Source organism: Candidatus Methylomirabilota bacterium (assembly GCA_036002485.1).
Lineage (GTDB): Bacteria > Methylomirabilota > Methylomirabilia > Rokubacteriales > CSP1-6 > AR37.
In genome coordinates this window covers 1-12,395 of sequence record DASYTI010000028.1, presented here as the reverse complement: position 1 = coordinate 12,395, position 12,395 = coordinate 1, and the positions used below count along the sequence as shown (strand labels likewise).

Below are 12,395 nucleotides of genomic sequence, written 5' to 3'. Positions count from 1 at the left end.
AGTCTCCTTTTCTTGCCCCACGGGTGAGGATGGTCCGCTCAGCCCTCCAGCACCCATCCGTATTGAGTGAGACTCGGGCTCGGCCCCTCTTCCCGATAGGCCGCCTTCAGCTTCGACACGTAGTCCGGAGGTACCGGATTGCGGTGCAGGCCCGGATCGATACCGTAGACGCGCGCGGCGCCGAGGCCGAAGATCTGCGCCTTCACGTCAGGCGTGAGCGGGAGGTATCCGAACCGCTTCATGAGCGACTCGGGCATGGTGAATCGGCGCAGGGCCTCGATCTGCCACTGCGGCGAGCCCCACCAGATGGAGTCTGTGCCCCACAGGACGTGATCGGCGCCGAACGACTGGATGAGCATGCCGAGCACGTGACCGCAGAGCAGCGGCGAGGTGATCACCATCTGGCCGAATGTCGAGCCGAGCTCGGCGTAGATGTTGGTGAGGCTTGGATTGCCCTGGCGGATCTCGCAGAGGTCGGAGACCCAGTCCACGCGCGCCGAGGTGCGGAACTCGTCGCGGGCGGTGGCGAGGGCCGGGCGGAGCGAGTGGAAGGCCGAGTGATAGACGATGAAGTTCAGGTCGGGAAAGTCCTTGGCCGCGCGCTCGAGGTCCCTGGGATGCCAGTACTCCTCGACGCCGCCTTGCAGGGGCAGCCCTTTGTGCAGGCAGATGTTCTTGACGCCGAGGCGGCGAGAGGCCTCCAGCATCGGGTAGGCGACCCTCTCGTCGTCGACTCGCCAGGGCTTCGGCGGATTGCCGAAGGGCAGACCGGTGTACCCCTTCCACGCGCTGATCTTGAGGTCGGCCGCCTGACGTCGCATCTCCTCCAGGTCGGTCGTTCCCTTGTTGGGGGACACGAGCCCGTGCGCGATGAGCCGCTGGGAGGCGGCCAGTCGATTGATCACGTCGCGCGTCTCCGCCATCTTGTCCGGGGGGAGGATGTTGCTCGCCTCGGCCGCCGAGGGGATGCCGCTGATCACGGCGACCGTGGTGTCGCTGTCGAGAAACATCTCCTTGATGTAGTTGCCGAGATAGAGATCCTCCATGATGCCGCGGTCCTTCTCGAGCTCGCGATTCCAGACGCGCCCGAGCCGGCGCAGACCGAGAAGGTACGGGAACTGGCGAGGGGCGGCCACGTGATGGGTCTGGATGTCGAAGATGAACTGGTCTGACGGCTTCCGCGCGTCGGCCGCCGCTGACTCCACGGCCTCGACGGGATCCACCTCGAAGAATCGCCCGAAGACCGTGTTCAAGGCAAGGAAAGCGGAGGCCATCCCCGCGCTGGACGAGAGGAAGTCGCGCCTGCTCACTCCCAGCCGGTGCGCGTTCGCCCGGGCCGTCTCCTGCAGCAGCGCGGCGACCCGCGCTTGCTCGCGCGTCTGGGGCAGCGGGAGGTACTCCTCGTTCGATATGACCTGGGTCGGGAGCGGCGAAAACCCATCGGTCTCGACGTCCCGGCCCCACTTCCGAACCCAGCGTCGTTCACGCATCATCGTTCCTCCTGCCCGCTGCCTCGCGGCATGGATCCTGGCTGATGTGAACATTGGTAACATATAGATGTTGACAGTGTCAACACCAAAAAGCTAGGCTAGGTTCAATCGTGCAACGGGTCGATCCCCGAGAACCTCCGCCCAAGCAGCGTCAGCCCCGCCGGCCCAAGCGCCCGAATCGGGGATACCATCACGGCGACCTGCCCCGGGCACTCCTGGATGCGGCGCTCCATATCGTGGAGAATCAGGGCACGGAAGCGCTGACCTTGCGGGCGGTTGCCCGCCTGGCCGGCGTCTCGCAAGCGGCTCCCTACCGCCACTTCGCGAACAAGGAAGCCATCCTCGCCGCGGTGGCCGAGGACGGGTTCCGCTCCCTCATGACCGCCATGCGTCAGTCCGTCCAGGACTGCGGTGACATCCCCCTCGCGCGGCTCCGGGCGGTGGGGCTCGGCTACGTGACGTTCGCCACGAGCCATCCATCACACTTCCGCGTCATGTTCGGACGCGACATGGCGGACCGCTCAGCCTTCCCGGCTCTTCGTCAGGTCGCCAGCGACACGCTCGCCATGGTCGTCGACGCGATCGCGGATTGCCAGCGCGCCGGACTCGTGCGCTCCGAGGAGCCGGCCGCGGACCTTGCCCTCACCGCGTGGTCCAGTGTCCACGGCCTCTCCGCTCTCCTCATCGATGGAGTGCTCGACAGGCCCGTGGCCGAGGTTGCCGAGATGGTGACCCGGGATCTGTTCCTGGGTCTGGGAGTGCGTCAGGCGTAGCCAGCGTGCCGCGCGGGGCAGCCCTCGGCCGCGGGCCGTGACATGATAAGGTCCACTCGGCACCCACCCACGTAGCGACCTTGCCATCAGCCGAGAGGGCACCGTGACGAGCAACCGCGCGCGATTCGGCATCGTGTTTCTCCCGGAGTCGCTCGGCGACTTCGGGAGGCTCTGCCGCGAAGCGGAGGAGGCTGGGTTCGACCTCCTTGGCGTGGCCGACTCGCAGTCGGTGTTCCGCGAGCTCTACGTCGCCCTCGCGGTGGCCGCCCGCGAGACGTCGCGCATTCGGCTGGGGCCGCTCGTCACCAATCCACAGACCCGCCACCTGGTCGTCACCGCGAGTGCCATCTCGAGCATCGACGAGCTCTCGGGTGGCCGCGCCATCCTCGGACTCGGCTCCGGGGACAGCGCGATCTATACGCTCGGGGCGCCGCCCTCCACGGTGGCGGGTCTCCAAGACGCCGTGGTCACGCTCGGGCAGCTCACGAGCGGGGTCGTCGTCGAGCACACCGGTCGAAAATGGCAGGTGCGGCGGTCCACGCGCCGGGTGCCCGTGTACCTCGCCGCCGAAGGGCCCCGAACGCTCGAGCTGGCCGGGCGCGTGGCCGACGGCGTGATCGTGGGACTGGGCCTCACCCCCGAGGTCATCAGCGTGTCGCTCGCCGCCATCGAGCGGGGCGCGCGCGCGGCCGGGCGGACGCTCGAGGACCTCGACATATGGTGGTTCGCCAAGACCAATGTGGCCGATACGCGCGAGGCCGCGGTGGCGCCCATCAGGATGGCCCTGGCCGCGAGCGCCAACCACGCCTTCCGCTTCACGCTCGAGGGCAAGGCATTACCGCCCGACCTTCACGAGCGCATCCGGGGGCTCCAGCGGGAATACGATGCCCATCAGCACGAGATCGCCGGCGCCGTCAATGCCGACCTGACGGAGCGCTGGGGCCTGACGGAGTTCTTGCGGGATCGCTTCGGCATCGCCGGTACCCCCGATGACTGCGTGGCGCAGATTCGCCGCGCCATGGCCGCGGGCGCCCGCCAGTTCGTCATCACGGCCTTCGTGCCGGACGTGAGCGGGTTCATGCGGCGCTTCATGAGGGAGGTCGCGGCCGCCGTCGGGAGCCCGCGATGATCTTCGAGCCGAAACGCTGCCGAGGAGCCGCAGGCGACGAGAGCGGTGAGGCGAGGGCTGGGTTGATCTTCGAGCCGAAACGCTGCCGAGGAGCCGCAGGCGACGAGAGCGGTGAGGCGAGGGCTGGGTTGATGCGCGTCGCGGCCATCGAGGTCAGCCACTGGCATTCCCTCTACGACTCGGCCTATCTGCGTCACCTCGTGACCCTGCCCGATGTTCAGCTCGTGGGCGTGCAGGACCCCAGCGCGGCGGTGGCGGCCGAACGTGCCGCGGCCCTCGGCCATCCTCCTGTCTTCACCGACTACCCCCACATGCTGGCCGAGACGCGCCCCGACTTCGTGATTGCCCTTGGTCGCCACAGCGTGATGGCCGAGACCGCCCACTACCTGCTCGACCACGGCTATCCCTTTCTCATGGAAAAGCCCATGGGGATCAACGCCGCCGAAGTGCGGCGCATCGCCGACAAGGCGGCGGCGAAGCGGGCCTTCGTCGCGGTGCCGCTGGCCCAGCGCTATCTCCCCTTCACCACCCGCGCCCGGCAGCTCCTCGCCGAGGGGCGTTTCGGTCCCCTGTCGCATATCTATTTCCGTCTGAACCGCCCCACGTCCGGGCGCTACCCCGCGTGGGGCGCGCCGTGGATGCTTGATCCCGCGGTGGCGGGCGGCGGATGTCTGCGCAACCTGGGTCCGCATGCTCTCGACCTCTTTCTCTACCTCACGGGCGAGGATGCCCAGGTCACCGGGGCGCAGCTCAGCCGGCGTGCCCTCGGCGAGCGCGTGGAAGACTACGCCTCGGTGCTCGTGCGCTCGACGGGCGGGATCCTCGGCACCATCGAGATCGGCAACGGCTTTCCGCGAAACGGAACGGACGGAGAGTGGAAGATCGCCGGGCGTGACGCCATTCTCGCCGTGAAGGACGACATGCTCCGCCTGGTCACCGCCTCCAGCGAGGAGACGGCGGCCGTCCCCCTTCCCGAGCCTATCGCTCTCACCGCGCTTCGCGACGCCCTTGACCACTGGCGTCGCGGCGCCCCGCCCCCGATCGGCGTGGAGGACTGCGCGCGCGTCGCCGTGCTCATCGACCAGGCGTACGAGCTGGCCGGTCCCGCGTCAGAGTAAGTGCGCGCCCCCCAGATCCTCGCGCGACCTTTCGCGATGCGTATTCCCCTCACCTCCGGCGCCTGGCTCGACTACGACGCCGAGTGGCTACCCACGGAGGAAGCCGACGATGCGCTGGCGAGCCTTCGTCGCGAGCTCGACTGGGAGCAGCGGGAGATCGTGCTGTTCGGGCGCCGCATCTTGCAGCCGCGCCTGATTGCCTGGGCTGGCGATCTCGCCTACCGCTACTCGGGGCAAACGCTCGAGCCACGGCCGTTCACGCCGACGGCGCGCGGGCTGCTCGCCAATGTCAACGCGCGCGCCGGCATGACCTTCAATCACGTCCTCGTCAACCGCTACCGGAGCGGCGAGGACAGCATGGGGCTGCACTCCGATGACGAGCCGGAGCTGGGCCCGGACCCGCTGGTGGCCATCGTGTCACTCGGCACGGCGCGGCGACTGGTCGTCAAGCCGCGCCGGAAACAGGATCGAGAGCGGCACGATCTCTCGCTTGGACACGGGGCCCTCCTCGTGATGGGAGGGACCTGCCAGCGCCACTACGTCCACGGCATCCCGCGTCAGGCGGGCCGGCAAGGGGAGCGGATAAGCCTGACCTTCCGGCACCTGCTCCGTGAGCCATGATCGCAGAAAATTTGCGGGCCGGTTCGCTGGCGGCCGTCGGGCGCGCGTGGTAGCGTCTCCGAAACACCGTCGCGTGACGCCCCCGTCAGAAACGGTGTCACCGCTCCAGGGAGGACGCGCATGGCGAAGCTGGCGCTGCGGGTCAACGGCGCAAATCGGGAGATCGAGTCGGATGACCCCGACACTCCCTTGCTCTACGCTCTCCGCAATGATCTTGGGCTGACGGGCACCCGCTTCGGCTGCGGTCTCGCCCAGTGCGGCGCCTGCACCGTGCTCGTCGCCGGGCGCGCGGTCCGCTCGTGCGTGACCTCCACGAGCGCGGTGGTCGGTCAGGAGGTCGTCACCATCGAGGGCCTGGGCTCCCCCGACCGTCCCGATCGGCTCCAGGCGGCATTCATCGCGGAGCAGGCGGCGCAGTGCGGGTATTGCACGGCCGGCATGGTCATGACCGCCCGCGCCCTCCTCGCGCGCACGCCCCGCCCCAGCGAGCAGCAGGTACGGCAGGCGCTCTCCGGAAACCTCTGCCGCTGTGGCAGCCACGCCCGCGTGATTCGCGCGGTCCTCCGCGCCGCCTCCGCGACCACGGGCGGGCGCTGAGATGGCCCCGCGCAGTCGCCGCGCGCGAGGCGAAGCTGAAAGGAAAGCCGGGAGCATCTCGCGGCGGAGCTTCCTCGTCGCGGGCGGGGTCCTGATCGTCGGCCTCGGGCTCGACGGCCTCGCGCGGGCGGCAGGCCAGACGCTGCCGGGCGCCGATCGCATCCTCGGCAAGCCCCTGGCTCCGGACGCCGTCGATTCGTTCCTGGCCGTGCACGCCGACGGGTCCGTGACCATCTTCGTCGGCAAGGTGGACATCGGGACGGGCGGGCGCATCGCCATGCGCCAGCTCGCCGGCGAGGAGCTCGACGTCCCCCTCGAGCGCATCGCGATGATCGAGGGCGATACCGCGCTCACCCCCAATCAGGGCGCCACCGCCGGCAGCTACGGCATCGCCCGCGGCGGCACTCAGCTCCGCCGGGCGGCGGCCACGGCGCGCCAGGCCCTCCTCGCCCAGGCGGCCCAGCGTCTCGGACGGCCGGCCGGCGACCTCCAGGTGGTCGATGGCGTCGTGCGCGCGAAGGACGGGGGCGCGTCGGTCACCTACGGAGAGCTGATCGGCGATCGCGCGTTCAACTTGAAGGTCGACGGCCGAGCGCCCCTGAAAGCGCCGCAGAGCTTCCGGTTCATCGGCAAGCCCCTCCCCCGCCCCGACATCCCGGCGAAGGTGACGGGTCATCACCGCTATCTGCACGATCTGACGCTGCCGGGCATGCTCCACGCCCGCGTGATCCGGCCGCCCGCGCTGGGCGCCACCCTCGTGTCGGTGGATGAGTCGCCCATCGCCGGGATGGGCGGCGCCCGCGTCGTGCGGCTCCAGAGCTTTCTCGCCGTCGTGGCCGAGCGGGAGTGGGAGGCGGTGCGAGCGGCTCGCGCGCTCCACACGAAGTGGACGGCCGGCACGGGGCTGCCCGACTACACCAGGGAGTTCGAGTCGATGCGGGCGAGCCGCGTGGTCCGCGACCAGGAGATCGCCAAGCGGGGCGATCTCTCGGCGCTGAGCGCGCCGGCCCCCGGGATGCGGAGCCTCGCGGCCTCGTACCGCTGGCCCATGCAGACCCATGGCTCCATCGGGCCCTCCTGTGGCGTGGCCGACGTGCGGGCCGATCGCGCCACCGTCTGGAGCTCGTCCCAGAGCACCCACGGGTTCCAGGACACGTGCGCCCGCTTCCTCGGGCTCGAGCGGGATCGCGTGCGCGTGATCTATCTTGACGGCGCGGGCTCCTACGGCCCCAACGGCGCCGACGACGCGGCTGCGGAGGCGGCGCTGCTCTCGAAGACGCTGGGCCGCCCGGTCCGCGTGCAGTGGAGCCGGCAAGAGGAGCACGGTCTGGACCCGAAGGGTCCCGCTCAGCTTCTCGAGCTGCGGGCCGCCGTCGATGCCGAGGGCGGGGTGGCGGCATGGGAGACGCAGGCGTGGCTCCCCATCGCCACCGCCGACCTGCCCAATATTCCGCTGCTGGCCCTGGATGCGGCGGGAATCCCGCAGACGCAGGGACGATCCACCGGGCTGATCTACCAGAACGTGGACCCGCCCTACACGCTCCCGAACGTCAACGCCGTCGTGCACTGGATTCCCGACGCTGCGCTTCGCACCTCCGCGTTTCGCGCGCCCGGGAAGGTCGCCAACACCTTCGCCCTGGAGTCGTTCGTGGATGAGATCGCGGCTCTCGCGCGCGTCGATCCCGTCGAGTTCCGCCTGCGCCGCCTCACCAACCCGCGCGGGGTCGAGGTGCTGCGCCGGGTGGCCGCGCGCATGGGCTGGCGGCCTCGGCCGTCGCCACGCCCCGCCGACCCGAAGGCGGCCGTGCTCAGGGGCCGCGGCATCGCCTACATCCACTACAAGCACGAGGAGACGCTGGTGGCCATGGGCATGGAGGTGGCGGTCGAACGGGCCACCGGCCGCATCCGGGTGACGCGAGTGGTATGCGCCCAGGACTGCGGGCTCATGATCAACCCGGACTGCGTGCAGAGCCAGGTCGAGGGCAATATCATCCAGACCCTCTCCCGCACCCTCCACGAAGAGGTCGTCTACGATGGCGACCGCGTCACCACGGTTGACTGGGCCTCGTACCCGATCCTGACCTTTCCGGAGGTTCCGGCCCTCGAGTTCGAATTGATCCAGCGGCTGGACCAGCCGCCGCTCGGCGTCGGCGAGGCGGCGTCGACGCCGGTGCCCGCCGCGCTCGGCAATGCCGTGTTCGACGCGACGGGCGTGCGGCTCCGCACCGTGCCGTTCCGGCCCGATCGGGTCAAGGCCGCCCTCTCCGGACGGTGACGGACAAGCCCGTGCTCGCCTCGGCGGACGTCGTCGTCATCGGCTCCGGCGCCTTCGGCGCGAGCGCGGCGTACCACCTGGCGCGGCGTGGCGCCCGCGTGGCGGTGCTCGAGCGTTTCGCCCTCGCCTCGCAGACATCGCCGCGCGCGGCGGGGCTCTCGAGCCAGGTCCGCGCGACCCCGGCCCTCACCCGGCTCGCCCAGCGCGCGGTGACGAAGCTCGCGGCCTTCACCGAGGAGACCGGCCAGCCGCTCCGCTTCACCCAGAGCGGCGCGCTGAAGATCGCGCGCACGGAGGGCGACGCCGAGCAGCTCTCCCGTGAGGTGGCCCGCGGCGCCGCCGTCGGCGTCGAGATCGACTTCGTCTCCATCGCCGAGGCGCGACGGCGGCTGCCCATCCTCGGCGAGCGCGGCATCGTGGCCATCACGTGGAGCCCGACAGACTGCAACGTCGAGCCGTCCGAGCTGCCCATCGGCTATTGCCGGGCGGCGGAAAAGCTCGGAGCCGTGCTGCTCCCGCACACGCCCGCCACGGGCTTCGAGATCGGCGCGGGCGGCGTGGAAGGCGTCCGGACGCTGCAGGGGACGATCGGAACACACACGGTCGTGGACGCCGCCGGCGGCTGGGCGCGACTCGTCGCCGCCAGGCTCGGCGGATCGCTGCCTGTGGTGCCGACGCGCCATCAGCTCCTGATCACCGAGCCCATTCCTGGAGTCGGGCCCGAGTTCCCGATCGCCCGCGTGATCGACGCCAACGTCTACGTGCGCCACGAGCGCGGCGGGCTCATGCTGGGCGGCTATGAGCCCGATCCGCTGCAGGTCGACGTCGCCGCGCTCCCCCCGTCCTTCGACATCGCCGAGCTGCCGCTCGACATCGAGGTGCTGTGGCGGCTCGCGCGCAGCGTCAGCGAGCAGTTCCCGATCTTCCAGGACCCCGCGATCCGCGTGGCCGAGCACCGCGGCGGGCTGCCCACCCTCACGGTGGACGACCGATACCTCGCGGGGCCGCTGCCTGGGGTGGCGGGCGCCTGGGTGATGAGCGGCTGCTGCGTGGGTGGCCTCAGCGTCTCCCCTTCCCTCGGCGAGGCGATGGCCGAGTGGATCCTCGACGGCGCGCCGTCGCTCGATCTCTCCGAGATCTCCACCGCGCGCTTCGCGGGGCGGGAGCCCGACGAGACCGCGCTGCGCGAGCAATGCCGGCGGGCCTACGCGACCCACTACCGCGCGGGCAGCGAGATGTCGTCCGCCTCGTGAAACGCGTCGTCGGCATCGCTCCGTGCGGTATGCTCCTCGGCGGAGACCCGTCATGACCACCATCCCGCTCCGCCCGACCACGCTCGAGATCGACCTCGACGCCGCCGCCGACAACATCATGGCGGTGCGGCGGCTCGTCGGCCCCGAGCGCAAAGTGTTTGCCGTCGTCAAGGCCGACGGTTACGGCTTCGGGGCCGCCGAGATGGGGAGGGTGTTCGTCCGCAACGGCGCCGACTACCTGGCCGTGGCCGATCTGTCCGAGGGCATCCGGCTGCGCCAGCGCGGAATTACCTCGCCCATTCTCGTCTATCCGAACTCGCTGCCCGAGGCCGCCCCCGACGCTCTCGCTCACGGCCTTATCCCGACCCTCGTCGATCTCGAGGGCGCCCGGGCCTACTCGCAGGCCGCGGCCGGTCCGTGCGAGGTGTTCGTCAAGGTCGACGTGGGGCTCGAGCGCCTCGGGGTTCCCGCCGAGCAGGCGGTCAAGACGATCCTGGCCATGCTGGAGCTGCGTCACCTGAGCCTGGGCGGCATCTGCGCCCATCCCCATGCCGAGGTCGGCAGCGATCCTGCCTACGCCGACTGGCAGCTTGGCCGGTTCACCGGTGTCGTCGACGAGCTGGAGGCGCGTGGCGTTCCGGTGCCCATCAGGCTCCTGGCCGCGACTCCGTTCGTGCTGCGCTTCCCCCACACGTATCTCAACGCGGTCGATCCCGGGCGGATGCTCTACGGCATCACCTTCCCCGGCGAGACGCCGCCCGTTCCGCTCCGCCCGACGTTCCGCGCCCTCACCACGCGTGTGATCGCCCTCAAGGAGCTCGCTCCCCGCGAGCGCTTTGCCGAGCTGGCTCCCTTCCCGGTGGCGGCGCCGATGCGACTCGGAGTGGTGCCCATGGGCTCGGCCGACGGCCTACGCTGGCTGCACGCCGGCCACGTCCTCGTGCGCGGTCAGGCCGTGCCCGTGGTCGGCTCGCCGTCGCTCGAGCACACGCGGATCGATCTGACCGCCGTGCCCGACGCACGTGTAGGCGACGAGGTCGTGATCATCGGCCGCCAGGGCGCCTTGGAGATTTCCCCGGCCGAGGTCGCGTCCCGGCACGGCCTCGGTCTCCACCACGTGGCCACGACGGTTGGGCCACGAGTCGCCCGCGTCTACTTCTCCAGCCGCGCCACCGTGCCCACCGAGTGAGGACGTCCCCATGCCCGTCGCGTACGAGAAACGCGGTCCCATCGGTATCGTCACGCTCAGCCGCCCCGGGGCGCGCAACGCGTGGGGCGCCGACTTCAACGAGGGCATCGCCCGTCACTTCGCGGCCATGGAGGATGACGACGAGATCCGCTGCGCCGTCCTGACCGGCGACGAGGCCGGGGGCGCCTTCTCCGCCGGGGCGAACCTCAAGGACCCGAAGACGCACACCATGGCCTCGGCCGCGGAGTTCATCAAGGGCATTCCGAAGCGACGGGACCGCGCCTTCGAGATCCTCGGGAACTTCCCCAAGCCGCTCGTGGGCGCGGTCAACGGGTATGCCGTCGGCATCGGCTGCATCGTCACTTTCTGCTGCGATCTGCTCGTCGCTTCCGAGCGGGCGGAATGGCGCCTGCCCCAGGTGGCGCTCGGCATCCTGCCCGCCTACGGCGGCGCGGCCCGCCTGGCCCGCTGGGTGGGCCGGGGCCACGCCATGCGCCTCACTCTCGGCTTCCCCCTCGGAGCCGAGGAAGCGCAGCGCATCGGCCTGGCCCAGTGGCTGGTGCCGCACCCCCGCCTGATGGACAAGACGCTCGAGGTGGCGGGGCACATCGCGTCCTTGCCGCCGCTGGCCGCGCGCCTCGCCAAGGAGTCGTTGCTCCGCGGCCTGGACGTGCCCAACCTCGCCGACGCCTCGCTGGTCGATCTCTATCGCTTCGCGACCCTCGAGCTGACGGAGGACAAGGCCGAGGGCCACGCCGCGTGGCGAGAGAAGCGCAAGCCGACATTCCGAGGCCGCTGAGCGTCCGGCCCTGCCGTCCTACCCGCTCTAAAAAGGAGCTCATCATGCCCCGCGTCGCTCCCATCACCGGCAAGTCCGACGTACCCGCCGAGCACCACGCCGTCGTCGACGGAGTGATGAAAGTATTCGGCAACGTGCGAGGGCCGTTCAGCATGCTTCTTCACAGCCCCAAGCTCGCGGAGCGGATCCTCCCCCTCGTCACCTTCTTTCGCGACGAGAGCGTGGTCGACGCCAAGCTCCGATCGATCGCCATCCTGAGCGCCGTCCGCGAGCGCGAGGCGGCGTACGTGTGGGCGGCCCAGGTCGGCGCGGCCCGTCGCAACGGCCTGGGTGAGGAGGTCATCGACCTCCTCCGGGCCAAGGGCGACCCGGGCAAGCTTCCCGCGGAGGAGCGGGACATCGTGACCTACGTTCGACAGCTCATGCGCACGAACCGCGCCGACCAGGCCGTCTTCGACGCCCTCAAGAACCGGCATGATGCCCAGTGGATGGTCGAGCTGACGGCGGCCGCTAACTATTTCGCGATGCTCTCGGGGGTCGTCAACGCCTTCGAGGTCGTCGCGCCGGCGGACGGCGACAAGCTGCCGGGATAGCGAGCTCGGAGGGGGGCTCCGCCCCCCTTCCGAAGCCTCCCCCCGACGCAGGGCGAGCCGGAGGACGTCGCGGGGCTGGGGCCCTGCCGTCCGAGGCGAGCAATCTGAGAATGGCGCCGGCGAAGCCGGCGCTCGAAGCGGAACATTCTTGCTCCCGAGGGCATGGGAACTACTTGAGCTCCTCGAGGCCAAGGAGCAGTTAGCTCATCACTCGATGATCTCGTCCGCCCGCGAGAGCACGGATGGCGGGAGCGTGATGCGGAGAGCCTTTGCCGTCTTCAGATTGACGACGAGCTCGAACTTGGTGGGCTGCTCGACGGGCAGGTCGGCGGGCTTCGCTCCCTTGAGGATCTTGTCCACGTAGCCGGCGGCGCGGCGGAACAGATCGTTCAGGTCGACCCCGTATGACATCAGCCCTCCCGCCTGGACGATAGGTCTGAAATGGCCCATCACGGGCAGCCGGTTCCTCAAGCCGAGCTCTGCGATGAGGTCCCGGTTCGCGACCGCGCGTGGACCCTCCACCAGGAGCACGGCCCCCGCGCGACCGGCCTTGGCGGC

At 70.2% G+C, this 12,395-nt stretch carries 12 protein-coding genes; 10 read left to right on the top strand and 2 right to left on the bottom strand.

Annotated elements, in window-relative coordinates; translation table 11 throughout:
* Window positions 1-38 precede the first annotated feature (38 nt).
* Window positions 39-1,490 (bottom strand): amidohydrolase family protein, encoded by a 1,452-nt coding sequence (locus VGT00_03015; GenBank protein ID HEV8530369.1) that lies wholly within the window; start codon window positions 1,488-1,490, stop codon window positions 39-41.
* 110 nt (window positions 1,491-1,600) lie between these two features.
* Between VGT00_03015 and VGT00_03010 the strand changes: the two genes are divergently transcribed.
* The 10 genes from VGT00_03010 to VGT00_02965 all read left to right on the top strand — a co-directional run bounded on the left by VGT00_03010 (window position 1,601) and on the right by VGT00_02965 (window position 11,837).
* Window positions 1,601-2,263, top strand: coding sequence for a TetR/AcrR family transcriptional regulator (locus VGT00_03010; protein HEV8530368.1), 663 nt, complete (start codon window positions 1,601-1,603; stop codon window positions 2,261-2,263).
* 103 nt (window positions 2,264-2,366) lie between these two features.
* The gene (locus VGT00_03005) at window positions 2,367-3,392 is read left to right on the top strand and encodes an LLM class flavin-dependent oxidoreductase (protein ID HEV8530367.1); all 1,026 of its coding nucleotides are present in this window, start codon (window positions 2,367-2,369) and stop codon (window positions 3,390-3,392) included.
* 131 nt (window positions 3,393-3,523) lie between these two features.
* Window positions 3,524-4,510 carry a Gfo/Idh/MocA family oxidoreductase gene (locus VGT00_03000; GenBank protein ID HEV8530366.1) on the top strand — a complete coding sequence of 329 codons (987 nt, stop codon included), beginning with the start codon at window positions 3,524-3,526 and terminating at the stop codon, window positions 4,508-4,510.
* A 36-nt stretch (window positions 4,511-4,546) separates the two neighbouring features.
* Window positions 4,547-5,131: an alpha-ketoglutarate-dependent dioxygenase AlkB gene (locus VGT00_02995; GenBank protein ID HEV8530365.1), complete on the top strand. Its 585-nt coding sequence runs from the start codon at window positions 4,547-4,549 to the stop codon at window positions 5,129-5,131.
* A 120-nt stretch (window positions 5,132-5,251) separates the two neighbouring features.
* Window positions 5,252-5,728: a (2Fe-2S)-binding protein gene (locus tag VGT00_02990; protein HEV8530364.1), complete on the top strand. Its 477-nt coding sequence runs from the start codon at window positions 5,252-5,254 to the stop codon at window positions 5,726-5,728.
* A 1-nt stretch (window position 5,729) separates the two neighbouring features.
* Window positions 5,730-8,003 carry a molybdopterin cofactor-binding domain-containing protein gene (locus VGT00_02985; protein ID HEV8530363.1) on the top strand — a complete coding sequence of 758 codons (2,274 nt, stop codon included), beginning with the start codon at window positions 5,730-5,732 and terminating at the stop codon, window positions 8,001-8,003.
* Window positions 8,000-9,256: an FAD-binding oxidoreductase gene (locus VGT00_02980; GenBank protein ID HEV8530362.1), complete on the top strand. Its 1,257-nt coding sequence runs from the start codon at window positions 8,000-8,002 to the stop codon at window positions 9,254-9,256. The genes VGT00_02985 and VGT00_02980 overlap by 4 nt, the downstream gene beginning before the upstream one ends.
* A 52-nt stretch (window positions 9,257-9,308) precedes the next feature.
* Window positions 9,309-10,445, top strand: a complete 1,137-nt coding sequence (alr, locus tag VGT00_02975; protein ID HEV8530361.1) for an alanine racemase — start codon at window positions 9,309-9,311, stop codon at window positions 10,443-10,445.
* Window positions 10,446-10,455: 10 nt separating this feature from the next.
* Window positions 10,456-11,244: an enoyl-CoA hydratase-related protein gene (locus VGT00_02970; protein HEV8530360.1), complete on the top strand. Its 789-nt coding sequence runs from the start codon at window positions 10,456-10,458 to the stop codon at window positions 11,242-11,244.
* A gap of 44 nt (window positions 11,245-11,288) precedes the next feature.
* A complete protein-coding gene (locus VGT00_02965; protein ID HEV8530359.1) occupies window positions 11,289-11,837 on the top strand; it encodes a hypothetical protein in 549 nt (182 codons plus the stop codon).
* Window positions 11,838-12,044: 207 nt separating this feature from the next.
* On the opposite strand, the gene VGT00_02960 is transcribed toward VGT00_02965, so the two are convergent.
* Window positions 12,045-12,395: ABC transporter substrate binding protein (locus VGT00_02960; GenBank protein ID HEV8530358.1), on the bottom strand; the 351-nt coding region annotated here is incomplete at its 5' end.